The organism is Arthrobacter sp. 135MFCol5.1 (assembly GCF_000374865.1).
Classification (GTDB): domain Bacteria; phylum Actinomycetota; class Actinomycetes; order Actinomycetales; family Micrococcaceae; genus Arthrobacter.
On record NZ_KB895467.1, the window covers coordinates 12,477 to 36,951 of the forward strand.

The 24,475-nt window shown below is 66.2% G+C and carries 23 protein-coding genes, 1 tRNA gene and 1 pseudogene; 17 read left to right on the plus strand and 8 right to left on the minus strand.

Annotated elements, in window-relative coordinates:
- The first annotated feature begins 12 nt into the window (after nucleotides 1-12).
- A complete protein-coding gene (locus C563_RS0118200; RefSeq protein ID WP_018763506.1) occupies nucleotides 13-516 on the plus strand; it encodes an 8-oxo-dGTP diphosphatase in 504 nt (167 codons plus the stop codon).
- Between the two features lie 60 nt (nucleotides 517-576).
- Here C563_RS0118200 and C563_RS0118205 read toward each other — a convergent pair whose 3' ends face one another.
- The 4 genes from C563_RS0118205 to C563_RS0118220 all read right to left on the minus strand — a co-directional run bounded on the left by C563_RS0118205 (nucleotide 577) and on the right by C563_RS0118220 (nucleotide 4,850).
- Entirely contained in the window at nucleotides 577-1,716 is a 1,140-nt protein-coding gene (locus C563_RS0118205; RefSeq protein WP_018763507.1) for a bifunctional 2-methylcitrate synthase/citrate synthase, read from the minus strand.
- Nucleotides 1,717-1,778: 62 nt separating this feature from the next.
- The gene (prpB, locus tag C563_RS0118210) at nucleotides 1,779-2,681 is read right to left on the minus strand and encodes a methylisocitrate lyase (protein ID WP_018763508.1); all 903 of its coding nucleotides are present in this window, start codon (nucleotides 2,679-2,681) and stop codon (nucleotides 1,779-1,781) included.
- Entirely contained in the window at nucleotides 2,681-4,201 is a 1,521-nt protein-coding gene (locus C563_RS0118215; protein ID WP_018763509.1) for an MmgE/PrpD family protein, read from the minus strand. The genes prpB and C563_RS0118215 overlap by 1 nt, the downstream gene beginning before the upstream one ends.
- On the minus strand, nucleotides 4,194-4,850 hold the full coding sequence (locus C563_RS0118220; RefSeq protein WP_018763510.1) for a GntR family transcriptional regulator: 657 nt from the start codon (nucleotides 4,848-4,850) through the stop codon (nucleotides 4,194-4,196). Before C563_RS0118220 ends, C563_RS0118215 begins: the two co-directional genes overlap by 8 nt.
- A 173-nt stretch (nucleotides 4,851-5,023) precedes the next feature.
- Between C563_RS0118220 and C563_RS0118225 the strand changes: the two genes are divergently transcribed.
- A complete protein-coding gene (locus C563_RS0118225; protein ID WP_018763511.1) occupies nucleotides 5,024-6,928 on the plus strand; it encodes a propionyl-CoA synthetase in 1,905 nt (634 codons plus the stop codon).
- 26 nt (nucleotides 6,929-6,954) lie between these two features.
- Here the strand turns inward: C563_RS0118225 and C563_RS0118230 are convergent, their stop codons facing one another.
- A complete protein-coding gene (locus tag C563_RS0118230; protein ID WP_018763512.1) occupies nucleotides 6,955-7,668 on the minus strand; it encodes a response regulator in 714 nt (237 codons plus the stop codon).
- Nucleotides 7,665-9,299 carry a sensor histidine kinase gene (locus C563_RS0118235; protein ID WP_018763513.1) on the minus strand — a complete coding sequence of 545 codons (1,635 nt, stop codon included), beginning with the start codon at nucleotides 9,297-9,299 and terminating at the stop codon, nucleotides 7,665-7,667. The genes C563_RS0118230 and C563_RS0118235 overlap by 4 nt, the downstream gene beginning before the upstream one ends.
- Nucleotides 9,300-9,457: 158 nt before the next feature.
- Between C563_RS0118235 and C563_RS0118240 the strand changes: the two genes are divergently transcribed.
- The 10 genes and pseudogenes from C563_RS0118240 to C563_RS0118285 all read left to right on the plus strand — a co-directional run bounded on the left by C563_RS0118240 (nucleotide 9,458) and on the right by C563_RS0118285 (nucleotide 19,073).
- Nucleotides 9,458-10,801: a C4-dicarboxylate transporter DctA gene (locus tag C563_RS0118240; protein ID WP_018763514.1), complete on the plus strand. Its 1,344-nt coding sequence runs from the start codon at nucleotides 9,458-9,460 to the stop codon at nucleotides 10,799-10,801.
- 231 nt (nucleotides 10,802-11,032) lie between these two features.
- Complete coding sequence (locus C563_RS0118245; RefSeq protein ID WP_018763515.1) at nucleotides 11,033-11,932, plus strand: ParA family protein; 900 nt, start codon at nucleotides 11,033-11,035, stop codon at nucleotides 11,930-11,932.
- A gap of 8 nt (nucleotides 11,933-11,940) precedes the next feature.
- A complete protein-coding gene (locus C563_RS0118250; RefSeq protein ID WP_018763516.1) occupies nucleotides 11,941-12,756 on the plus strand; it encodes a segregation and condensation protein A in 816 nt (271 codons plus the stop codon).
- 2 nt (nucleotides 12,757-12,758) lie between these two features.
- Nucleotides 12,759-13,427 carry an SMC-Scp complex subunit ScpB gene (gene scpB, locus C563_RS0118255; protein ID WP_051083583.1) on the plus strand — a complete coding sequence of 223 codons (669 nt, stop codon included), beginning with the start codon at nucleotides 12,759-12,761 and terminating at the stop codon, nucleotides 13,425-13,427.
- 112 nt (nucleotides 13,428-13,539) lie between these two features.
- Nucleotides 13,540-14,751, plus strand: coding sequence for a pseudouridine synthase (locus tag C563_RS0118260; RefSeq protein WP_018763518.1), 1,212 nt, complete (start codon nucleotides 13,540-13,542; stop codon nucleotides 14,749-14,751).
- 3 nt (nucleotides 14,752-14,754) lie between these two features.
- Entirely contained in the window at nucleotides 14,755-15,864 is a 1,110-nt protein-coding gene (locus tag C563_RS0118265) for a prephenate dehydrogenase (RefSeq protein WP_018763519.1), read from the plus strand.
- Nucleotides 15,864-16,577, plus strand: coding sequence for a (d)CMP kinase (gene cmk, locus C563_RS0118270; protein ID WP_018763520.1), 714 nt, complete (start codon nucleotides 15,864-15,866; stop codon nucleotides 16,575-16,577). The genes C563_RS0118265 and cmk overlap by 1 nt, the downstream gene beginning before the upstream one ends.
- Nucleotides 16,570-17,287, plus strand: a pseudogene (locus tag C563_RS0118275) (lysophospholipid acyltransferase family protein). The gene cmk and the pseudogene C563_RS0118275 overlap by 8 nt, the downstream one beginning before the upstream one ends.
- A 10-nt stretch (nucleotides 17,288-17,297) precedes the next feature.
- Nucleotides 17,298-18,848 (plus strand): ribosome biogenesis GTPase Der, encoded by a 1,551-nt coding sequence (der, locus tag C563_RS0118280; RefSeq protein ID WP_018763522.1) that lies wholly within the window; start codon nucleotides 17,298-17,300, stop codon nucleotides 18,846-18,848.
- A 148-nt stretch (nucleotides 18,849-18,996) separates the two neighbouring features.
- A tRNA-Pro gene (locus C563_RS0118285) sits at nucleotides 18,997-19,073 on the plus strand.
- Between the two features lie 97 nt (nucleotides 19,074-19,170).
- Here C563_RS0118285 and C563_RS0118290 read toward each other — a convergent pair.
- Nucleotides 19,171-20,040, minus strand: coding sequence for an Fpg/Nei family DNA glycosylase (locus tag C563_RS0118290; RefSeq protein WP_018763523.1), 870 nt, complete (start codon nucleotides 20,038-20,040; stop codon nucleotides 19,171-19,173).
- A 167-nt stretch (nucleotides 20,041-20,207) separates the two neighbouring features.
- Between C563_RS0118290 and gcvH the strand changes: the two genes are divergently transcribed.
- The 5 genes from gcvH to C563_RS0118315 all read left to right on the plus strand — a co-directional run bounded on the left by gcvH (nucleotide 20,208) and on the right by C563_RS0118315 (nucleotide 23,295).
- Nucleotides 20,208-20,594, plus strand: a complete 387-nt coding sequence (gene gcvH, locus C563_RS0118295; protein ID WP_018763524.1) for a glycine cleavage system protein GcvH — start codon at nucleotides 20,208-20,210, stop codon at nucleotides 20,592-20,594.
- Nucleotides 20,595-20,750: 156 nt separating this feature from the next.
- The gene (locus C563_RS0118300; protein ID WP_018763525.1) at nucleotides 20,751-21,227 is read left to right on the plus strand and encodes an FHA domain-containing protein; all 477 of its coding nucleotides are present in this window, start codon (nucleotides 20,751-20,753) and stop codon (nucleotides 21,225-21,227) included.
- Between the two features lie 23 nt (nucleotides 21,228-21,250).
- Entirely contained in the window at nucleotides 21,251-21,967 is a 717-nt protein-coding gene (ftsR, locus tag C563_RS0118305) for a transcriptional regulator FtsR (RefSeq protein ID WP_018763526.1), read from the plus strand.
- The gene (locus C563_RS0118310; RefSeq protein WP_018763527.1) at nucleotides 21,967-22,470 is read left to right on the plus strand and encodes a bifunctional nuclease family protein; all 504 of its coding nucleotides are present in this window, start codon (nucleotides 21,967-21,969) and stop codon (nucleotides 22,468-22,470) included. The genes ftsR and C563_RS0118310 overlap by 1 nt, the downstream gene beginning before the upstream one ends.
- 231 nt (nucleotides 22,471-22,701) lie before the next feature.
- Nucleotides 22,702-23,295 (plus strand): MerR family transcriptional regulator, encoded by a 594-nt coding sequence (locus tag C563_RS0118315; RefSeq protein WP_018763528.1) that lies wholly within the window; start codon nucleotides 22,702-22,704, stop codon nucleotides 23,293-23,295.
- 66 nt (nucleotides 23,296-23,361) lie between these two features.
- Here C563_RS0118315 and C563_RS0118320 read toward each other — a convergent pair whose 3' ends face one another.
- Nucleotides 23,362-24,180: a ParA family protein gene (locus C563_RS0118320; protein WP_026265085.1), complete on the minus strand. Its 819-nt coding sequence runs from the start codon at nucleotides 24,178-24,180 to the stop codon at nucleotides 23,362-23,364.
- Nucleotides 24,181-24,475: the final 295 nt, after the last annotated feature.

Here is a 24,475-nt window from a genome sequence, read left to right on the forward strand (position 1 = left end):
AGGGTTGGGCACATGAGATACACCCCAGTCACCCTCTGTTTCCTCCTGCGGGAGGGGCCAACTGGATCCGAGGTACTGCTGGGACTGAAGCAGACGGGCTTCGGCAGGGGCAAGATCGTGGGCATCGGCGGCCACGTGGAACCGGGGGAGACCGACGCGCAGGCCGTGATCCGTGAGGTGCTCGAGGAAACCGCCGTCGTGCTCCGCCACGAAGATCTGTCCGACGCCGGAACCGTCCGCTTTGTTTTTCCGGCGCGGCCGGAATGGAACATGGCCACCCGGCTCTTCACCGCGCGCACCTGGCACGGCGATCCGGTGCCCAGCGATGAGATCCTGCCTGAGTGGTTCAACGTGGAGGCCCTCCCGGTGGAGCGCATGTGGCAGGACGCCGACCACTGGCTGCCTGTGGTGCTCGAAGGCCGCCGGGTGAACGTGGTGGTCACCATGCACACCGATAACGAGTCCGTCGCGTCGTCTGAAAGCCTCCTGGGCCAGGAGGGCGGCCAGGGCTGTTAAACGGCCGACGGCGGGCGGGCACCTGGGTGCCCGCCCGCCGTCGGCCGTTCCTGCCAAACGCTAGGGAAGGTGCCGTTCCTCCACGCCGTTGTACTCGCTCAACGGCCTGATCAGCGAGTTCGAGTCCAACTGCTCCATGATGTGCGCGGTCCAGCCGGTGATCCGGCTGGCCACGAACAGGGGAGTGAAGGTGGGGGTGTCGAAGCCCATGAGGTGGTAGGTGGGCCCGGCGGGGTAGTCGAGGTTGGGCTTGATGGCCTTGGCCTCGTCCATCGCGGTTTCCAGCCCGTTGTACAGTCCCAGCAGCTCCGGGCGGCCGTAGTGGGCGATCATCTTGTCCAAGGCGGCCTTCATGGTGGGAACCCGGGAGTCGCCGTGCTTGTAGACGCGGTGGCCGAATCCCATGACCTTCTTCTTCTGGGCCAGGGCATCTTCCATCCATGCTTTGGCCCTGGCGGCGGCTTCTTCGAGGGATTCCTCCTGCCGGATGCCGATCTCGTCGAAGGTGTGCATGACGGCTTCGTTGGCGCCGCCGTGCAGCGGACCCTTGAGGGCTCCGATGGCTCCGGTCACTGCGGAGTGCAGGTCCGAGAGTGTCGAGGTGATCACGCGGGCGGTGAAAGTCGAGGCGTTGAAGGAGTGCTCAGCGTAGAGGATCATCGAGACGTTGAAGGCCTCCACCACTTCCGGGACCTGTTCTTCGCCGAAGGCCATCCAGAGGAAGTTTGCCGAGTAGCCCAGGTCATCGCGCGGTTCAACCACGTCCTGGCCGTGCCTGCGGCGCTGGTCGTAGGCCACCACCGCGGGCATGGCGGCGAACAGGTCGATGGCCTTGGCCATGTTGGCGTCCCGGGACGAATCTTCGGCCAGGGGGTGCCGTGCGCCCATCACCGAGGCTGCGGTGCGGCAAACATCCATCGGATGGGCCGTGGTGGGCAACGCGTCGATGACTGTCTTGACCACCGGATCCAGGGCCCGGCCGGCCCGTTCCCGCGCGGAAAACTCGGCGAGCTGTTCTTTCGCGGGCAGCTCCCCGTTCCACAGCAGGTAGGCGACTTCCTCGAAGCTGCACTTGGCAGCCAGTTCCTGGACAGGATAGCCGCGGTAGAGCAGCGAGTTGGTGTCCGGGTTGACCTTCGATACCGCGGTGTAATCCACCACGACGCCGGCGAGGCCTTTTTTGATCTCATTTTCAGCCATGCTGAAACTCCTTTGTTCCTAACGCCTGTTGACCGGCCGGGGCCGGCAGTCCGGTGGGGGTGTCAGATTCCGGGGATCTGGAAGTTGAAGACCCCGGTGTCAAAGCGGTTGTAGGCCTCGTAGTCGACGAGGTCATAGAGACGCGCGCGGGTCAGCATGCTCGAAACCTGGGCCTCCTGGGTGCCGTCGGATTTGATCGATTCCAGAGTACGCTCAGCAGCGCCCATGGCACTACGGAGCAGCGTGACCGGGTAGATCACCATGTTGACGCCGACGCCGGCCAGTTGGTCAACCGTGAAGAGGTCGCTTTTGCCGAACTCGGTCATGTTGGCCAGGATCGGGACGTCCACGGCATCGCGGATGGCCTGGAATTCGCTGAGGTCCTTCATGGCTTCCGGGAAGATTGCGTCCGCTCCCGCGTCCACGAGGGCCTTGGCGCGCTGCTGTGCCGCCTCGAGTCCGTCGGTGGCCCTGATATCGGTGCGCGCCATGATCAGGAAGTTCGGATCGCGCCGGGCGTCGGCCGCGGCGCGGATCCGCTTGGTGGCGGTCTCGAGGTCCACCACGTTCTTGCCGTCGAGGTGGCCGCAGCGCTTGGGGTTGAACTGGTCCTCGATATGCAGGCCGGCCAGGCCCGCGTTCTCGAGTTCCTGCACGGTGCGTGCCACATTCATGGGTTCGCCAAAGCCGGTGTCGGCGTCCACGATCGAGGGCAGGTCTGTCATCCGGGCGATCTGCCCGGCCCGGGTGGCCACCTCGGTAAGGGTGGTCAGCCCGATGTCCGGCAGGCCGAGGTCGTTGGCGAGGACCGCGCCGGAGATGTACACCCCGGCGAAGCCCTTTTCCTCGATCAGTCGCGCGGAGAGCGGGTTGAAGGCACCGGGGAACTGCTGGATGGTCCCGGAGGCCAGCAGTTGCCGAAACCGGATCCGCTTCTGTTCCGGGGTGGTCTTCGAATACAGCATCAGAAGAGTCCCTTCGGTGCTGCCGCCAGGTCGATGACGCCGGGGGCGGCGGTGATGTTCAGCTGGTCCAGCTCGCCCGCGGCGAGGTCGGGGAGGCGTTCGACGGCGGCGAGGAACCTTTCGATCTCGGCCTCCTCCACGAGCCCGGCGGCAAGGGTACGGAACTTGTTGACGTACTGCTCCCGGGCGAACGGCCGGGCGCCCAGCGGGTGGGCGTCGGCGACGGCGATCTGGTCGGTGATGACGGTGCCGTCCTTGAGCGTGATTTCCACCGAACCGCCGAAGGCCTTCTCGGCGATGTCCGGGGAGTGGTAGCGGCGGGTCCATTCGGGATCCTCGACCGTGGTGACCTTGTGCCACAGTTCCACCGTGTCCGGGCGGCCGGCTCGTTCCGGGGCGTACGAGTCGACGTGGTGCCAGGCGCCGTCCTGCAGCGCGACGGTGAAGATGTACGGGATGGAGTGGTCCAGGGTCTCGCGGGACGCGGTGGGGCTGTACTTCTGAGGGTCGTTGGCGCCGGAGCCGATCACGTAATGCGTGTGGTGGCTGGTCTTGATCAGCACGGACTCGACGTTGGCCGGGTCGGTGACCTCCGGGTGTTCCCCGTGCAGCTTGCGGGCCAGGTCGATCCAGGCCTGGGCCTGGTATTCGGCGGAGTGCTCCTTGGTGTAGGTGTCCAGGATGGCACGCTTGGCCTCGCCGTCCTCTGGCAGTGGCACCGAGTAGTTGGCATCGGGTCCATCGAGCATCCACGCGATCACGCCGTCTTCGCCTTCGTAGATGGGCACGGGGGAGGTCTGGCCGCGCATGGCACGGTCGGCGGACTCCACGGCCATCTTGCCGGCGAAGGCGGGGGCGTGGGCCTTCCAGGTGGAGATCTCGCCCTTGCGTGACTGGCGGGTGGCGGTGGTGGTGTGCAGTGCCTGGCCCACGGACTGGAAGATAGTTTCGACGTCGAGGCCCAGCAGGGTGCCGATGCCGGCCGCGGCGGAGGGGCCGAGGTGGGCCACGTGGTCGATCTTGTGTTTGTGCAGGCAGATGGCTTTGACCAGGTTGACCTGGATCTCATAGCCGGTGGCGATGCCGCGCACCAGGTCCTGGCCGCTGGAGCCGACGTGCTGGGCAACGGCGAGGATCGGCGGGATGTTGTCGCCCGGGTGGGAGTAGTCCGCGGCCAGGAAGGTGTCGTGGTAGTCGAGTTCGCGGACCGCGACGCCGTTGGCCCAGGCCGCCCATTCCGGGGCCACGCGCTCCTCGATACCAAAGACCTTCGAGCCCTTGCCGCCGGTGGTAGGGCCGTGGGTGAGCGCCTGGGCGCGGGCGGCAACGATGGGGGCCCGGTTCAGGGACGCGATGGCCACGGAGGCGTTGTCGATGATCCGGTTGATCACCATGTCGGTGACGTCATCGGTAACCGCCACAGGATCCGCGGCCACCTTGGCGATCTTGAAGGCAAGCTGGTCCTCGCGGGCCAGGTTCTCTTCGCTCTTGTAGACGCGGACGTGGTGTTCCTTAACCATGGTGCTCCTTGTGGTGGGATGCGTGGGTTGCTTTGACGTGGGAGAGGCTGCGGTGCAGGTGCACAATCGTGGCTGCTTCGGCGAGCCTGGGGTTGCCTGCGGCGATTGCCTCGGCGATCGCGGCGTGCTCGGCGGCCGCGGCCGCCAGGCGCGCGGCGTCATCGGCGGCCAACCTGCGGATGCGGACCAAGTGCACGCGAAGGCTTCGCATGGCCTGGGCCAGGTAGGAGTTGGAGATGGCGGCATCGATGGCGGTATCCAGGCGTCCCACCAGCTCGTAGTACTCGTGGCGCGTGGGATCGTTACCGTTGATCATCTCCGGTGCGCGGACCAGCTCGCCGCGCAACTGTTCGAAGGTGGCGGCATCGCCGCGGCTGGCGGCCAGCGCAGCGGCCTTGCCTTCAAGGGTTTCGCGCAGTTCGAACAGTTCGTCGATGTCCTCAAGGGAGATATCGGTGACCACCACGCCGCGGCCGCCCGGCGTCGTCAGGCCTTCCGCGGTGAGCCGGCCGAGGGCCTCGCGGAGCGGGGTGCGCGAGACGCCGAGCCGTTCGGACTGCTCCACCTCGGCCAGGACCGTCCCGGGGGCAAGCCGCCATTCGACAATGTCGTCCCGGAGGGCGGCGTAGGCCTTCTCGCTGGCACGCACGGGAGTCTCCTTCCTCGGTAGATGAACATCAGTGTATACAAAGACTGCTGATCGACCAAGCAAATTCACCCATCTCCTGCCTTTTGCCGCAGTTCTGTATACACGGGTCTTGTGGTGAGCCTCCTAAGGAACTAGCATGACCTGCATCACAATGTCGTGGACGGGATGACTTCATGGGCACCAGCAGCTATCGGGAATGCTATGGGCGCAGCGTGCAGCGGCCGGAGGACTTCTGGCGAGACGCCGCCCGGGCCGTCGACTGGAGCGTCCAGCCGACCCGCGCCCTGGATTCGAGCCGCGCCCCGCTCTACCGCTGGTTCCCCGACGGTGAGCTGAATACCTGCTACAACGCGCTGGACCGGCATGTGGCCGCAGGCCGCGGAGAACAGACGGCACTGATCTACGACTCCGCCATGCTGGGCATCCAGCAGCGCTTCAGCTATGCAGAACTCACCGAACTTGTGGCCCGTTTCGCCGGAGTGCTCCGGCGTAACGGTGTGGGCAAGGGCGACAGGGTGGTGATCTACCTGCCCATGATTCCTGAGGCCGCCATCGCCATGCTGGCCACTGCCCGCCTGGGCGCGATCCATTCGGTGGTCTTCGGCGGCTTCGCCCCCAAGGAACTTGCCGCCCGGATTCGCGACGCCGCCCCCGCCGTCGTCGTCACCGCCTCGGGAGGGCTCGAGCCCTCCCGCCGGATCGAGTACCTGCCGGCCGTCGCCGAGGCGCTGGAGCTCGCCGGAACGCCGGCGACCCCGGTGCTGGTCAAGGGCCGGGACGGCTTCAAGGACTCCGCGGCGGACCACGCCGGCTGGCTGGACTGGGAGAGCGAAATGGCATCCGCGGATCCCGCCGCACCGGTGGACGTCATGGCCACGGATCCCCTCTACATCCTGTACACCTCCGGGACCACAGGCACCCCCAAAGGCGTGGTGCGGGACAACGGCGGCCACGCCGTCGCCTTGCGCTGGACCCTGGAAAACATCTACGACGTCGGTCCCGGCGACGTCATGTGGACCGCCTCGGACGTGGGCTGGGTGGTGGGCCACTCCTACATTGTCTACGGTCCGCTGCTGGCCGGCGCCACCACCGTGATCTACGAGGGCAAACCGGTGGGACCCCCCGACGCCGGTGCGTTCTGGCGGGTGATCCAGGACCACAGGGTCAACGTGCTCTTCACCGCCCCGACCGCGCTGCGGGCCATCCGCAAGGCCGACCCGGAGGCCATGCTGGTGAAGAACTACGACATCTCCAGCCTGCGGACCCTCTTCGCCGCGGGGGAGCGGCTGGACACGGACACCTTCCACTGGGCCTCCCGCGTCCTCGGCGTGCCCGTGGTGGACCACTGGTGGCAGACCGAGACCGGCTGGGCCATCTGCGCCAACCCGCGCGGACTGGACACACTGCCGATCAAGCCGGGCTCGCCCAGTGTTCCGATGCCCGGCTTCAGGCTGCGGATCCTCGACGCGGCCGGCCAGGAGGTGGAAGCCGGCACCGAGGGCAACATAGTCCTCGACCTGCCGCTCCCGCCAGGCACCCTTGCCACCCTGTGGCGGAATGACGAACGGTTCATCTCCTCCTACCTGCAGGCGTTCGAGGGGAGCTACGCCACCGGAGACTCCGGCTACCGGGACAAGGACGGCTACCTCTTCGTGATGGGCCGCACCGACGACATCATCAACGTCGCCGGGCACCGGCTTTCCACCGGTGCCATGGAGCAGGTGATCGGCCAGCACCCGGCCGTTGCCGAATGCGCGGTGATCGGCGTCGCGGACTCCCTGAAGGGCCAGCGCCCCAGCGGCTATGTAGTGCTCAAATCCGGGGTGGACATATCCCCGGAACTCCTGGAGAAAGACTTGGTCGCCCTGGTGCGGCGGGACATCGGCGCGGTGGCGGATTTCAAGCACGTCACGGTGGTGGAGGCCCTGCCCAAGACCCGATCCGGAAAGATCCTCCGCAAGACCATGCGGCAGATCGCCGACGGAGAGGAGTACACCGTGCCGTCAACCATCGAGGACCCCGGGGTCATCGGCCAACTGGCCGGCGTACTGCGGCCGGAACGCGCAGCCGGAGACTGAGCCGCAGGAGTATACGGCCCTGGACCTCAGCGGGCGGTCCACCGGTATTCGTTCTCCGGCCTGCCGGGGGTGCCGTAGCGGGCCGTACGGGAAACGGTGCCGGCATCGGCAAGGTACTCCAGGTACCTCCGTGCCGTTACCCGGGACATTCCCAGGGCCTCCATGACTTCGGTGGCAGAGACTGCCCCGGGCTGTTGGCGGAGGAACTCCTGGACTGAACCGAGGGTGGAGGTGGAAAGCCCCTTGGGCAGCGGCAACTCCGAGGGAGCCCGCAAGCTGGCGAAGGCTTGGTCCACATCACTCTGCGAAGCGCCCCCTCTGCCTGCCCCGGCACCTGCCCCGGCCAGCTGCTGCCTGAACTGGCGGTAGCTTTCGAGCTTGTCGGAGAACGTGGCGAACGTGAACGGCTTGATCAGGTATTGGACCACGCCGATGGCGACGGCACTGCGGACGATGGCCAATTCGCGGACGGCGGTGATGGCGATGATGTCGGCAAGGATTCCGGCCGAACGCATGCGCCGGGCAATGTCCAGGCCGTGCAGGTCCGGCAGGTTCATGTCCAGCAGGACCAGTTCCACGGGCTCTCCGGCCGCCACGAACTCGTTCAGCAGCCGCAGGGCCGACTGGCCGTCCGGGGCGGTCCCGGCGAGCTCGAATCCGGGCAGCCGCCCCACGTAGGCGGCGTGGGCTGCGGAGGCGATCGCTTCATCCTCAACGACGAGGACCCGGATGTTGCTCACTGGCTGTGCTCCTTTTCCGGGGGCACCGCCGCGGGCAGGAATACTTCGAACTTGGCGCCGTTCCGTCCATTGATGGCCAGCGTACCGCCCAAACGCCCCACAGCCTGCCGGACCAGCGCCAGTCCGACCCCCCGGCCTCCGGGACCGGCCGGCTTCGTGCTGAAGCCATGCCGGAAGATCAGTTCGGCATCGGCCGGGTCGATGGGGGTCCCGGAATCGTTGACGGCGATGTCCAGTCCTTCCTCGTCCGCTTCCAGGGTCAGCTGGACCCGCCGCGGAGCGGGAGCATCGGCTGCCGCGTCAATGGCGTTGTCCAGCAGGTTGCCCATGATCGTCACCAGGTCCTGGACGGCCACACCAGGCGTCGAGCCCGAACCCAGGGTGGACACGTCCAGCTGCACCCCGCGTTCGTGGGCCTCGGCCACTTTTCCCATGACCAAGGCGCCCACCACCGGTTCGTCGATGGAGCTCACCATGTCATCGGTCAGCTGCTGGCTCAACGCCAGGTCCTTCGTGGCAAAGTCCAGGGCCTCCCCGGTCCGGCCCAGCTCAAGGAGCGAGACCATGGTGTGCAGCCGGTTGGCGTGTTCGTGGGTCTGCGCCCGCAACGCATCGGACAGGGTCCGCATGGTCTGCAGCTCGTTGCCCAGCGCTTCGATCTCCGTCCTGTCACGGAGTGTCGCAACCGTTCCGTACACCGGCACCTTGCCGCGCGCACCGGGGGACTCCGGACCCCGGGCGGGGCCTTGGTTGACCACCAGCACGCGGGAACCTGTCAGGACCATCTCGTCCTTGGTGGTGCGTCCGGACTCGAAGAGGCTGCGAAGCTCGCTGTCCAGCGGGAGATCGGCCAACGATGGCGGCTTGGTGGGATCATTGCTTCCGGTCTCGGCAAGGCCCAGCAGCTCGGCGGCCTGGTCGTTGTACATCACCACCCGCTTCCTGGCATCGATCAGGATCAGCCCTTCGCGGACCGAGTGGAGTACCGACTCGTAGTAGGCGAAGAGCTGGGCCAATTGTTCGGGGCCCCAGCCGCGGGTCACTCGGCGGAGGTACCGGCCCAGCAGCCACGAGGCCAGGGACCCGCCCACCAGCAGGGCAATTCCCAAGGCGAGCAGCACGGGGAGCCGGGCAGCGAAGGCAACGTCGACGTTGCGGACCGTAACGCCAACAGCCACCAGTGCCTTGATTGTTCCCGCTGAATCCTTGACCGGAACGATGGTCCGGACGGAAGGGCCGAGGGTACCCGCCGTGACTTCCGTAAAGGTGCGCCCCTGCAGGGCGGCATCGATGGAGCCGATGTAGGGCCGGCCCAGTTCCTCATCCCTGGGATGCGTCCAGCGGGTCCGGTCGGGGGCCATGATGGTGATGAAGTCTACCCGTGCCGCGGCGGTGACATCCTTGGCGTACGGCTGCAGCAGGACGGAGGGGTCCGGCGTGGCAGCGGCCTGCAGCACGAGCGGATTGGCGGCGATGGAGGCGGCCACGCCTTCCATCCGGCGGCCGGCTTCATCATAGGTCCGGTCCCGTGCGTCGAGGTAGGCGGCAGTTCCTACGATGGCGATGAAGCACACCACGATCAGCAGGTTTGCCACGAAGAGCCGGCGGGCGATACTCCAACGGTGGATCATGCGTACCTCCATCTGACCCTGCGGGTGCCGCGACCAATATGAACGCAACGGTGAGCTGGATCACGGGGTGCCCAATGATGGATATCACATTGCAAGGACGTGTCGAGCCCAGAGCCTGTGCCGCAGCGTCTATCAGAATATCCACAAGGAGACACATCATGGCTTCTCAACGAGGAGAGTCGCTCGGAACTGCGACGCCGCGGCGCAAGGGACTGGACAAGTCCCACTACCTGTACATCGCCGTCATCTCGGCAGTTATCCTGGGCGCACTGGTGGGCCTGCTGTTCCCGGAGGTCGCCAAGAACCTCAAGCCGCTGGGCGACGGGTTCATCAAGCTCATCAAGATGATGATCGCGCCGGTCATCTTCTGCACTATCGTCCTGGGCATCGGTTCCATCGCCAAGGCGGCTACCGTGGGCAAGGTGGGCGGCCTGGCGCTGGGTTACTTCGTCATCATGTCCACCTTCGCCTTGGCCATCGGCCTGGTGGTCGGCAACCTGATCCACCCCGGTGAGGGCCTGAAGCTCACGCCCTACGATCCCAACAAGAAGGCAGCTACGGACAGCACCGTCGACTTCCTGCTTGGCATCATCCCCAGCGACATCCCCGTGCTGCCCACCCTGCTGGCGGCAATCCTGGTGGGCTTCGCACTGCAAAAGATGGGCCCCCAGGGCGCTCCGATCCTGAAGGCCATCGGCCACGGCCAGGCCCTGGTGTTCCGCATCCTCATCATGATCATGTGGCTCGCTCCGGTCGGCGCCTTCGGTGCCATCGCCGCCGTCGTGGGCGCCACCGGCGTCCAGGCCATCGTGAGCATGTTCACCCTGATGGTGGCGTTCTACATCACCTGTGCGCTGTTCATCGTCGTGATCCTCGGCGGGCTCCTCCAGGTGGTGGCCGGCGTCAACATCTTCAAGCTCATGAAGTACCTGGCCCGCGAATACCTCCTCATCTTCTCCACGTCCTCCTCCGAGGCTGCGCTCCCGCGGCTGATCGCCAAGATGGAACACCTGGGCGTGTCCAAGCCCGTCGTCGGCGTCACCGTTCCCACCGGATACTCCTTCAACCTTGACGGAACAGCCATCTACCTGACCATGGCGTCCCTCTTCGTTGCCAACGCCATGGGTACCCCGCTGGACCTCGGCGCCCAGATCTCCTTGCTGATCTTCATGATCATTGCGTCCAAGGGCGCCGCCGGCGTGACCGGCGCCGGGCTGGCCACCCTCGCCGCGGGCCTGCAGGCACACCGTCCCGAGCTGCTCGGCGGCGTGGGAATGATCGTCGGCATCGACCGCTTCATGTCCGAAGCCCGTGCGCTGACCAACTTCACCGGCAACGCCGTCGCCACCGTCCTGATCGGCACCTGGGTCAAGGAGATCGACGGCGGCCAGGTCACCCGCGTCCTCTCCGGCGAGGCCCCGTTCGATGAGCAGACCATGATCGCCGGGCATGGCGAAATGGCACCAAAGGAAGAAGGCGCCCGCGAGGTCGCCAAGGCCTGACCGTCACCTGCGGCAACGCCCGAAACCGCCCCTGCAGCCCCCGTTGCAGGGGCGGTTTTGTTGTATTCAACCCACAACCTTCGACCTCAACTAGAGGGTCAAGGCTCAACATTCGCGGAAAGTCAAGTTCCGTCGAATGCCGTGTCGGGCGCTGTAACCTAAGGATCAGAACGAACGGCGCTGGCGAGCCAGCGGCAGGAAATCACCGTCATCGAAAGTGTGGACAGATACGTGAGCAGCGAACAGGGTTCAGCAACTCTGGAGGGCACGGAATTCGACCTGGAAAACGCGGTGATGGGCCCCACCGGGCGCCCATACCGGGAGTTCCCGGAACCCGCGCCGCTGTCCTCCCACGGCCCGGCCCGCGTCATTGCCATGGTCAACCAGAAGGGCGGCGTCGGGAAGACGACCTCCACCATCAACCTCGCCGCAGCGCTCGCGGAATACGGCCGCCGCGTCCTTCTGGTGGACTTTGACCCCCAGGGCGCGCTCTCGGCTGGCCTGGGCGTCAATCCGCACGAGCTTGACCTCACCGTCTACAACGTCCTGATGGACCGCAAGGTGGACATCCGCGACGCCATCCACCAGACCGGCGTTGAGAACGTCGACCTCCTGCCGGCCAACATCGACCTCTCCGCCGCGGAAGTCCAGTTGGTCAACGAAGTGGCACGCGAGCAGGTCCTGGACCGTGCGCTCAAGAAAGTCGAAGACGATTACGACGTCGTCCTCATCGACTGCCAGCCGTCCCTCGGCCTCCTGACTGTCAACGCCCTCACGGCAGCGCACGGTGTCATCATTCCGCTGATCTGCGAGTTCTTTGCGCTCCGCGCGGTGGCGCTCCTGGTCGAAACCATCGACAAAGTCCAGGACCGGTTGAACCCGCGCCTGCAGGTGGACGGCGTGCTGGCCACCATGTACGACGCCCGCACCCTGCACAGCCGGGAGGTCATTACCCGCCTGGTGGAGGCCTTCGGCGACAAAGTCTTCGAGACCGTCATCAAGCGCTCCATCAAGTTCGCCGACGCCACCGTCGCCGCCGAACCCATCACCAGCTACGCGGGGAACCACGTGGGGGCTGACGCCTACCGCCGGCTGGCCAAGGAACTGATCGCCCGCGGCGGCGCACCGTAACCAACGCCGTGGCCGAATCAAAGCCCGGCTTCGAGGTGCGGCTGGCCAACTTCACCGGCCCTTTCGATCTCCTCCTGGGCCTCATTGCCAAGCACCAGCTGGACATCACCGAGGTGGCCATCGCCATGGTGACGGATGAGTTCATCAAGTACATCCGGAAACTCCAGGAGCTCGGCGAAGAATGGGCGCTGGATGAGGCAAGCGAATTCCTGGTGATCGCCGCGACGCTTCTCGACCTGAAGGCGGCACGACTCCTCCCCGCCGGCGAGGTCGAGGATGACGAAGACATCGCCCTCCTCGAAGCGAGGGACCTGCTCTTCGCCCGGCTGCTCCAGTACAAGGCCTTCAAGCACGTGGCCGGAATCCTGGGCGAGACCCTGCATCAGGAGGGCCGGCGCTTCCCGCGGCAGGTGGCACTGGAGGAGCAGTTCGCGGCGATGCTTCCCGAACTCGTCTGGAAGCACACGCCTGAACAATTCGCCGCCCTGGCCGGGGCCGCACTGCGGCCCAAGGCCCCGGCGCAGCCGCCGCAGGTGGCCCTAGGCCACCTCCACGGGGGCAACGTCAGCGTCAAGGAGCAGGCCGAGATGCTGGGCCTGCGCCTGCAACGGCAGTCCCCGCTGACCTTCAGCTCCCTGATCGCCGACGCCGGGTCAACCATGGTGGTGGTCGCCCGGTTCCTGGCGCTGTTGGAGCTGTTCCGGGACAAGGCGGTCTCGTTCGACCAGCTGTCCCCGCTGGCAGAGCTGGCGATCCACTGGACAGCCGATGGCCGGGACTGGTCGGCCGAGCATCTCAGCGAAGAATACGAGGAACAACTGTGAACCTGGAACCGCAACAACCGGAGCCGGGGGCGGACTTTGGGGATGACCACGACGCCGACGGGCTTCCCGGGGGCGCCAAGGCCGCCCTTGAGGCCGTCCTGATGGTCCTGGACGAGCCGGCCACGGAGGATGAGCTCGCCGCGGGGGTTGGCCTCACGCCCGCCACGGTGCGCTCCCTGCTGGAAGAACTTCAACGCGAGTATGACGGCTATACTGTTAACGCCCCGGATATGGAGAATGCCAGCCACGCTGGCTTTGGCTCCAGGCCCCGGGGTTTTGAATTGCGGAACATCGCCGGTGGCTGGCGGATCTACTCCCGCGCCGAATTTGCCGACATCGTGGGCAAGTACGTGCTCGACGGGCAGACCACCAGGCTCACCCAGGCGGCATTGGAAACACTGGCTGTCATCGCGTACCGCCAACCCGTTTCACGGGCCAGGGTGTCTGCAATTCGCGGAGTCAATGTTGATTCTGTCGTACGGACACTCGCCCAGCGCGGGCTGATCGAGGACGCGGGAACCGATCCCGAGTCCGGCGCAATCCTTTACCGGACCACCTCCTATTTCCTTGAACGGATGGGAATCGGTTCAGTGGAGGAGTTGCCCCACCTGTCGCCGCACCTACCGGGTCTCGATGGGATCGCAGAGTTCTACGACGCCGACATGATGTAGGCAGGGCACTCCCTGTCCGCGTCAATTCACTTACCAGGGCAGACGAAGTCTGCACGGCTGGCTAGGGTTGTCCTTGGACATCTCTGCGGGCCAAAACATCGAAGGACGGGTCATGACACAGGCGGGACGCCAGGGTTCACCACGTAACGGATCAGGACGCGGCGGGAGCGACCGCAACGCGTCACAGCGCGGGAATTCACCCCAGCGCGGCAACCAGGGCGGAGGCTCCCGGGGCGGCGCGGCAAAGCGTTCGTCCGCCTTCGGCGGCGACCGCCCGCAGCGGGCGCCGAAGCCGCGCGAGGAGCGCTTCATCGACCCCGACCTTGCCGGGGACCAGCAAGGACGCCCAGCAGGAGGCTCCAAGCCGGCGGCGCCGTCGTCGCGCAAGCCCGCTGCCCGCAAACCGGGATCCAAGAAGGCACCCGGAACTCCCGGCGCACCCAAGACCAAATCGCGCACGGGTGCACCCGGCGCTGCTGCGTCCCGCGCCTTCGGCAGCGAACGCTTCGGCCAGAACCTTGGCCCGGTCCGCAAACCTGCCCGCAGGAAGGGCCCCCGCGGCAACGTTCCCCAGTCCGAACTCCACGATGCCGACGGCGTCCGCCTCCAGAAGGTGATGGCGTCGGCTGGTGTGGCGTCCCGGCGTGTCTGCGAAGAGATGATCGCGGAGGGCCGCGTGGAAGTGGACGGCCAGGTGGTCACCGAGCTCGGTGTCCGCGTCGATCCCAAGACCGCCGTCATCCACGTCGACGGCCTGCGGATCCAGCTGGACGAAAACCTGGTCTACATGGTGTTCAACAAGCCCAAGGGCGTGGTGTCCACCATGGAGGACCCGGAGGGCCGCCCCTGCATCAGCGATTTCCTCAAGAACAACAAGAACACCGGCGAACGCCTCTTCCACGTGGGCCGGCTGGACGTCGCCACCGAGGGGCTGCTGCTGCTGACCAACGACGGCGAGCTCGCCAACCGGCTGACCCACCCCTCCTACGAGGTACCCAAGACCTACCTGGTCCAGGTGCGCGGGCCGTTCCCGCAGGGTGTCGGTGCCCAGCTGAAGGCCGGCGTCGAGCTTGAGGACGGCTTTGCCAGCGTCGATTCCTTCCGGCTGGTGGACTCCACGCCCGGCCACGTGCTGATCGAGGTTGTGCTCCACTCCGGCAAGAACCGGATTGTGCGCCGCCTCTTCGACGCTGTCGGGTTCCCGGTCCAGCGGCTTGTCCGCGTCAAGGTGGGCCCCATTGGGCTCGGAGACCAGCGCCAGGGCAGCATCCGCAACCTGGGCAAGCAGGAAGTCGGCCACCTGCTGGCATCCGTAGGGCTCTGATCCATGTCCGCGTTCAAAAGCCACGGCCGCGGCCACCTGGACGGGCCTGTGGTGGTCATTGGCGCCGGACTGCTGGGTGCCAGCATCGGGCTGGGCCTGCGTGGGCGCGGCGTAGCGGTGTTCCTGTCCGACCCCTCACCCACCAACCAGGCGGTGGCGGTGGATATCGGGGCGGGCCGCCCGCTGTCCGAGCTCGGCAGCGGAAAAGCCCAGCTCGTCGTGGTTGCCGCCCCGCCGGACGTTACGGCCGACGTCGTCTGCCAGGCGCTCTCCGACTACCCTGACGCCGTGGTCGTGGACATTGCCAGTGTCAAGGCGGACATCCTTGCCCGGCTCCGGAGCCTGGGCGCCGACCTTTCACGGTATGTGGGCACCCATCCCATGGCCGGAAGGGAAAAGTCCGGTCCGGTAGCCGCCCGCGGCGAGCTGTTCACTTCCATGCCGTGGGTGCTCTGCCCGTCGGAGGAAACCTCGGACCACGCTTTGCAGGTGGCCCGCTCGCTTGCCTCGGACCTGGGAGCCGTCGTCTCGCAGTTCACGGCGGAAGAGCACGATGAAGCCGTCGCCCTGGTGTCGCACCTGCCCCAGGTCATGTCTTCGCTGCTGGCGAGCAGGCTGCAGGGCACGCCGCTGCATGCCCTGTCCCTGGCGGGGAACGGCCTGCGCGACGTCACCAGGATCGCCGCCAGCGATCCCACCCTGTGGGTTCAAATCCTTGGCGGCAACGCGGCCAAGGTCGTGGAGATCCTTTATGGCGTCCGCGAGGACCTGAACCGGCTCATCGGAACCTTGGAGCAGCCCACTGCACCGGGTGCCCGCCTGGACCTTGCCCAGCTCATCAGTGAGGGCAACGCCGGGCAGGCGCGGATTCCCGGCAAGCACGGCGGGCCACCACAGGCGTATTCCTGGCTGACGGTGCTGGTGGATGACAAACCGGGCCAGATCGCGCAGCTGCTCACCGAGATCGGTGAAATCGGCGTGAACGTCGAAGATCTTCGGCTGGATCATTCATCCGGACAAAACGTCGGCATGGTGGAATTGTCAGTGTTGCCGAACAAGCACGACCACCTGATCGAAGCCCTCAACGACCGCGGATGGCGGGTACTTCAGTAATGACACAGGAACTTCTCGAAACCATGCGCGCGCTGCGCATCGGCCGGCCCCTGGTGGTCGCCATCGACGGGCCGTCCGGCTCCGGCAAATCCAGCGTGAGCAAGGAGGTCGCCCGCCGGCTCCGTCTTGCCTACCTGGACACCGGTGCCATGTACCGTGCCCTGACCTGGTACTGCGTGAGCGAGGGCATCGACCTGGCGGACACCCCTGCCGTGGAGCAGGCGTCCCGCGACTTTGTGCTGGAATTGAGCACCAGCCCGCAGGAGGAATACGTGCGGGTAGGCGGCGTGGACGTCACTGATGCCATCCGTGAGCCCGCGATCTCCTCGGCCGTCAGCGCCGTCGCCACCACGCTCGGCGCCCGGACCGAACTGATCCGCCGGCAGCGGGACCTGATCGAAAAGCACCACCGCCGCATGGTGGTGGAAGGCCGGGACATCACTACCGTCGTCGCGCCCGGCGCCGAAGTGCGCATGCTCCTCACCGCCAGCGAGGAAGCCCGGCTGCGCCGGCGCGGCATCCAACTGGGCGGCACCCAGAACGCCGAGCAACTTGCCGCCCAGGTCACGCACCGGGATGCCAAGGACTCAACCGTGGTCAATTTCACGCAGGCGGCGGACGGCGTGGTCACCCTGGACTCCTCGGACTTGGACTTCGAGCAGACGGTGGACGCCGCGCTCGTGATCGTCACCAAGGTGCTCAACCGTGACTGACACCGGAGCCGGCCTGCCGTCCGGTTTGACCACGGTATGGAGCAGGCCCGTGGGCTGGGTGCTGGACCATGTGGTCTACCGGACCTCCGTGACCGGCAGGAGCAACGTCCCCACCGGCGGTCCCGTCATCTTTGCGGCCAACCACATCAGCTTCCTGGACGGGCCGGTGATGTTCGGCGCGGCCCCACGGCCCATGCACATCCTGGTGAAGCAGGAGATGTTCAAAGGCTTCCTGGGCCGGGTGCTCACCGCCTCCGGACAACTTCCTGTGGACCGCCGGGGGGACAGGGGTGCGCTGCAGCGCTGCAAGGCCGTGCTCGACGCCGGACGCTGCGTTGGGATTCTCCCCGAGGGAACGCGGGGGAGCGGGGCAGCAGAAGACATCAACGGCGGCGTGGCGTGGCTGGCCCTGAACACCGGCGCGCCGGTGGTTCCGGTGGCCATCCTCGGGACCCGCCAGGGAGCCGAACACCTGGATTCGGTTCCGCGGCCCGGGCGGCGTTTCCACGTCAGCTTCGGGACAGCCCTTACCCTGGCCCGCCGGGCCGGCGAAAGCGGGCGTGCTTCAATGGACAGGGCGGCGCAGGAAATCCGCGCGGCCCTGGCGGGGCATGTCCAGGACACCATCACCATCAGCGGGCAGCCCTTGCCTTTCGCTGATCACCAAGACCTGACAGCAGTAGCCGGGGACGCCGGCAGATGACCACTAAGGACAGTGCAATGAGCGACACCACCCAGACTTCCGGGCATTCCGGTGCCGGCGATGACGAATACGTACCCTCCGGCAGCGACCAGGTCGCCGAACGGCTGGCGGCAATAGACGACGACGAAGCGGAGCTGCGTGCCGCCTCCCTCCGGGCCGGCCTTGAGGACTACGACCTCGACGAGGACGACGCCGCCCTGCTCAGTGGAGACTACGGCGACGAAGACCTTGAGGGTCCGCTTAAGCTGGATCCGGTCCTGGCCATTATCGGCCGCCCGAACGTGGGCAAGTCCACGCTGGTGAACCGGATCCTGGGCCGGCGTGAGGCCGTGGTGGAGGACACCCCCGGCGTTACCCGGGACCGCGTCATGTACTCGGCGAACTGGAACGGCCGCAACTTCACTTTGGTGGACACCGGCGGATGGGAACATGACGCCCGCGGCATCCACGCCCGCGTGGCCGAGCAGGCCGAGATGGCCGTGGAACTTGCCGACGCCGTCCTCTTCGTGGTGGACTCCGCCGTCGGAGCCACCGCCACGGACGAAGGCGTCATGAAGATGCTTCGCCGCAGCAAGAAGCCGGTCATCATGGTGGCCAACAAGGTGGACGACTTCGCCCAGGAAGCGGACAGCGCCGCACTGTGGGGCCTCGGCTTCGGCCAACCGTACCCGGTATCAGCGCTGCACGGCCGCGGCGTGGCAGACCTCCTGGACCACGTCATGGACATCCTCCCCGAGTTCTCCACCGTCGAGGGCGTGGAACGATCCGGGGGTCCCCGCCGGATCGCCCTGATCGGCCGTCCCAACGTGGGCAAGTCCTCCCTGCTGAACAAGCTCGCCGGATCCGAACGCGTGGTGGTGGACAACACCGCCGGCACCACCCGTGACCCCGTGGACGAATTCATCGAACTCGGCGGCCGCACGTGGCGCTTCGTGGACACCGCCGGTATCCGCCGCCGCCAGCACATGGCCCAGGGTGCGGACTACTATGCTTCCCTGCGGACGCAGGCCGCCCTCGAAAAGGCGGAGGTCGCCGTCGTCCTCCTGGCGGTGGACGAGGTCCTCAGTGAACAGGACGTCCGTATCCTGCAACTGGCCATCGAGTCCGGACGCGCCCTGGTGCTGGCCTTCAACAAGTGGGACCTGCTCGACGACGAACGCCGCCGCTACCTCGAGAGGGAAATCGAGCAGGACCTTGCCCACGTCGAATGGGCTCCGCGGGTCAACATCTCCGCCAAGACCGGCTGGCACAAAGACCGCCTGGTTCCGGCCCTGGACCTGGCCCTGGAGAACTGGGACCGGCGCATCCCCACCGGGCGCCTCAATGCCTTCCTCGGCGAACTCGTGGCCGCGCACCCGCACCCGGTCCGTGGCGGCAAACAGCCGCGCATCCTCTTCGGTACCCAGGCCTCCAGCCGGCCGCCGAAGTTCGTCTTGTTCACCACCGGCTTCCTGGACCCCGGGTACCGCCGGTTCATCACCCGGCGGCTGCGGGAAACCTTCGGCTTTGAAGGTACTCCCATCGAGGTGAGCATGCGCGTGCGTGAGAAGCGCGGCCGCAAGCGTTAATTGCGACACACCTTGGGGCTGATCGCCGGAAAGTGTCACTGGCACCCCTCCGGATCGTGTAAGCTCTTCTAGGTGGTTCGGCCGGACTGCTGATGGAAATCCTTGGAGGAATCCTTGGATCCGGGTCAGCGGAGAACGGCGGAACCAGCGGGCTGTAGCGCAGCTTGGTAGCGCACTTGACTGGGGGTCAAGGGGTCGCAGGTTCAAATCCTGTCAGCCCGACCAAAAAGCGGAAAGCGCCGGAGATCATCTCCGGCGCTTTCCGCTTTTTTGGCGTTCCCGGCCGTTCCCGGTCCGGCCGGATGCCTGGTTCCGGGACTGCCTATTTCAAGAACTTCGACGTCCTCCGGTCCGCCAGGATCTTGCCCTTGGTCTGGCACGTGGGGCAGTACTGCAGCGCCGTGTCCGCGAACGACACTTCACGCACGGTGTCGCCGCACACGGGGCAGGGCTGGCCGGCGCGGGCGTGCACCCGCATGTGGCTTCGCTTGACGTCCTTGAGGTCTTTGGGCGGCTTGCCGCGGGCTTCCACCAGCGCCTGGCCCAACACGCTGTGGATGGCGTCGTAGAGCACCTGGACCGTCTCCCGGTCCAGGGACTTGGCGATGGCGAACGGGGAGATCCGCGCGGCGTGCAGGATTTCGTCGCTGTAGGCATTGCCGATGCCGGCAATGACGCTTTGGCTGCGCAGCAGCCCCTTGATCTGCTGCGAACTGCCCTGCAGGATCTCCGCCAGCATGCCGGCGTCGAACGCCTCCGTGAACGGATCGGGACCCAGCGCCGCAATTCCCGGCACATCCTGCGGATCGCGCACCACATAGACCGCCAGGCTTTTCTTGGTGCCCGCTTCGGTCAGGTCCAGGCCCCGCGGGCCGTCCGGGCCGGCAAAGGTGCACCTGACGGCGATCAGGCCCTTGCCCATTCGAAGCTGGCTGTCGGCGGGGGAGTCGGTGAAGCGCACCCACCCCGCTCGCGCCAGGTGGAATACCAGCGACACGCCCGCGGTGTCGATGCTGATGAACTTGCCGAACCGCCGGACCCCGGAGACCAGCTGTCCCTCAAGGGCGCTGAAGGGCGGGTCGGCGGTCTTGAGGACGGCGAAGGACACGATCTGCAACCTTGAGATCGTGCACCCGCGCAGCTGCTCGTCCAGGAACGTGGCCAGGCCGGCCACTTCGGGCAGTTCCGGCATGGCTTGCCCGCCCCGCCGCAGGGATGCTGCACCAGTGCTTGCACTCATGGGTCCCATCTTGTCAGAAACCCCGGTGCCCGCCCCGGCAGTTGTGCCTATACTTTCAGCGGCGGCCCGATTTCCGGGCCCCTCGTGACCTTGGCGCGCACCCCGATGAAAGGCCCCCCATGAGCAACATTCCCGAAGACCTGTCCTACACCGCCGAACATGAGTGGGTTACGGCCCCCAATGCCGACGGCGTGGTCCGCGTGGGAATCACCGACTTCGCCCAGGACGCGCTTGGCGACGTCGTCTACGCCCAGATGCCCGAAGTCGGCACGAAGATTACGGCGAACGAAGTGGTGGGCGAGGTCGAGTCCACCAAGAGCGTGAGCGACATCTACGCACCCGTTTCCGGCGAAGTCGTGGCGCGCAACGACTCCCTGGACAGCGATTCCGCCCTGATCAACACCGATCCCTACGGTGATGGCTGGCTGATCGAGGTCAAACTGGCCGAACCTGACGCCGTCGAGTCGCTGCTCAGTGCATCGGAGTACGAACAACAGGTAGGCTAAAGCTAACCGGTTAATCCGGTCCGGCCCCGCGTCGCAGGCAGGACGTCTTCGCACGTCAGTGGCCGGATCGGGCGCCGGCGCCGGACCTGCCGGGCAGGGCCGGTGAGCAATCGTCGGTTGCGGGCCAAGGCCCTGCACATCTAAGAGGAGGAATCCATGGCTGGCCACAGACACAACCCTGCCGATGGGGATTACGGCACGGGTGCGGCTAAGGCGTCGGAGACCACCTCGATCCATCTCACGCCGGTCACCGATGAGCCCACCATCGCCCCGAAGCTTTCTTCGGACGAGCGCAATTCCGTGGAGGCCCTGCCTGCCGGTTCCGCGCTGCTGGTAGCGCACAGCGGCCCGAACGCCGGTGCCCGGTTCCTCCTGGATTCGGACGTGACCACCGCCGGCCGCCACCCGGATGCGGATATCTTCCTGGACGATGTCACGGTCTCGCGCCGGCACGTCGAATTCCGCCGCACCGCTCGCAGCTTCGAAGTCGTGGACAAGAACAGCCTCAATGGCACCTACGTCAACCACGACCGGGTGGACAGCGTGGAGCTCAAGTCCGGCAGCGAAGTCCAGATCGGCAAGTTCCGCCTCACCTTCTACCTGAGCCCTGCCACGGCTGCAGGCCGCAGCTGACCCGGGGACCACTGCCTGTGGCAATGGCACAACCGGAACGCCGGGGCCCCCAGGTCCTGAATATCGGCGAGGTCCTCGCCCAGCTCAGCGCTGACTTCCCGGGCATGACGGCGTCGAAAATCCGCTTCCTTGAGGAAAAGGGCCTGATCAATCCGCGCCGCACACCTGCCGGCTACCGCCAGTACTCCGACGGCGACGTCGAACGCCTGCGGTTCGTGCTGGCCCTGCAGCGCGACCAGTACCTGCCCCTGAAGGTCATCAAGGACTACCTTGACGCAATCGACAGGGGAGAGCGGCCGGAAAACCTGCCCCCCGGCGTCGTGGTGTCCCCTCGTATTGTCTCGGACGAACTTGCCGCCGAGTTGCAGAACCGGGGCAGGAAACTGAGCGAGGAGCAACTTCGGACCGAATCCGGAGCCAGCGTCCCCCTGCTGCAGTCCCTGCTGAGCTTCGGCCTCATCAGCCACAGCAACGGCCAGTTCGATGAGCATGCCCTCCAGGTTGCCCGCGCGTGCGTGCAGCTGGAAAGCCATGGGCTCGAGCCGCGCCACCTTCGCCCCTTCCAGGCGGCGGCCGAGAGGGAATTCGGCCTCGTGGAACGTGCCGTCGCGCCGCTGGCCTCGCGCAAGGACTCGGCATCGCAGGCACGCGCGGCCGAGGCCGCCCGCGAGATCAGCGATCTTTGCCTCACCCTGCACCGGGCCCTGGTGCAAGACCACATCTCACGCATGGACATCTGATGATTGAAGTAGAGATCGTAGGCGTTCGCATCGAATTGCCGTCCAACCAGCCGCTGGTCCTGCTCAAGGAGATGCACGGCGAACGCCACGTGCCCATCTGGATCGGCACCCCCGAGGCCAGTGCCATTGCGCTCGCCCAGCAGGGTGTTGTCCCGCCCCGGCCCATGACGCACGATCTCCTGGTGGACGTGGTGGAGTCGCTGGGGCACTCCGTGGTCAGCGTCAACATCGTGGCCGTGGAAGACAACATTTTCTATGGCCAGCTGCAGTTCGAGAACGGCACCACGGTCAGCTCCCGGGCCTCCGACGCCCTGGCCATCGCGCTGCGGGCCAAGTGCCGGATCTGGTGTGCCGATTCGGTCATGGACGAGGCCGGAGTGCGCATCACGGAACATGATGAGGGGGAGGACACCGAGCCGGGCCCCACGGTGGACGAAGAACGCGAAATGCGCCGGTTCCGCGAGTTCCTTGACGACGTGGAGCCCGAGGATTTCGACGGCTAAGGTCACGTTAAGGTTAAAGTTGAGGCTGAAAGTTTCGACACGCCTCTTCCAACCCCTCAACGTCTTTGACCTGGGGACCTGCCGGGCCTAACGTCGAAGTATCAAGTTCCCTTGCTTACGGCAGCCGCGCAAGTCACACTGGAAAGTGCGCCCCGCGACAATTACACGCATGGTCTTCATGCCGAAGCTGCCTTAGAGAGTTCCTGGGAGCGTACGACAAGGAGGATCCAGGTGAGTCCCAAAGGCGAAGCAGGCGGGCTGAAACAGCCCACAGCTGGTGTTGCTGTGCCCGTGAGCGGTGCCCAGGGCCTCCTGTTCACCGAGGACCTTCCGGTACTGGATGAGGACGCAGGCTACCGCGGCCCCACTGCCTGCAAAGCCGCAGGCATCACTTACCGGCAGCTCGACTACTGGGCGAGGACCGGTTTGGTTGAACCCGCCGTCCGCGGTGCCGCCGGCTCCGGCTCACAACGGCTGTACGGCTTCCGGGACATCCTGGTCCTCAAAGTGGTCAAGCGCCTCCTGGATACCGGGGTCTCCCTGCAGCAGATCCGGACCGCCGTCGAACACCTCCGGGAGCGCGGCGTCGAGGACCTGGCACAGATTACGCTCATGAGCGACGGTGCAAGCGTCTACGAGTGCACGTCCGCGGATGAGGTCATAGACCTCGTCCAGGGTGGCCAGGGAGTCTTTGGCATCGCCGTTGGCCGTGTCTGGCGGGAAGTGGAAGGCAGCCTCGCGTCGCTGCCCAGCGAACATGCCGCGGAGCAATCCTTTCCCGACGACGAACTGAGCAAGCGCCGTGCGGCGCGGAAGATCAGCTGACACCCGTTCCAATATTTAAGGGCCACCCTCCGGACGGAGGGTGGCCCTTAATTGTTGGAACGGGTCCTAGCGGGTACGGCTCCGCAGGCCGGCGCCTGCGGCCATGAGGTTGGCCAGGAGGTCGTCAAACAATGCCGCCGCGGACTTGGCCGAATCGCCGGGCCAGTGATGCACGGGGTGGGCCGCACCCTGGATCTGCTGCCAATTGGCCTGCTCCGGGATCCTCGGGCTCAGCAGGAGTTCGCCGAACATGGACTCCATCTCCGCCAGCCGGTAGGTGTGCTCGGAGGAACCCGTGCGGACCCGGTTGGCCACGATGCCGGCAGGCGAAAGATTGGGGGCGAACTCCTGGCGGAACAGCTGGATGGCGCGCATGGTGCGTTCCGTGCCTGCCACCGAGAAGAGGCCGGGCTCGGCGACCAGGGCCACCTTGTCGCTGGCGGCCCATGCCATGCGGGTCAGCCCGTTGAGGGACGGCGGGCAGTCGATCAGGACCAGCTGGTAGTCCCCGGCGCCGGCAAGTACGGCCGACAGCCTGCGGAGGTCGCGGCGGCCAAGGTCCGGCCGATCGTAGATGCCCGTGTAGGCGGAGCCGACGGCGACGTCCAGGACGGCGGGCCCGGAACCGTTGGCCGGGACGCGGTCAGCCCAGTTGCTTCGCACCACGTTCTCGGCCATCTTTGCCCGGCGGGGGCTCTTCAGCATCCTGCCGATGTCCAGATGGTCTCCGGGCTGGACTCCCAGTGCCGTGGTGGCGTCGGCGTGCGGATCTAGGTCCACCACCAGTGTGCGAATTCCGGCGGCCAGCGCCGCAGACGCCAATCCTGTGGTGACGGAAGTCTTGCCGACTCCACCCTTAAGGCTGCTGATGCTGACTACTTGCACTTGAGAGACCAAAACCTAACGCCGGATGCCGTGTTGGGGGTAATGTTTGCCTCGGCAGAGCCGAAGCCGGACGGTCCTGCCGCCCTACTCATCATATGTTGATGCGTCGGCGAATCCTGTTTTATCGGGCGTCGGCATGGCACCGACTGTGCTGCCGGGGCGGTTTCCGCCAGCCACGCTGAAAGCGTTCGGGACATGACGGGGAAATCTGTGATGGTGGCCACAAAGATTTGTGTTTGTCCTTGTAGGTCCTAGACACTGTGACCACTCATTCGATCCACCCCGCAATGATGCA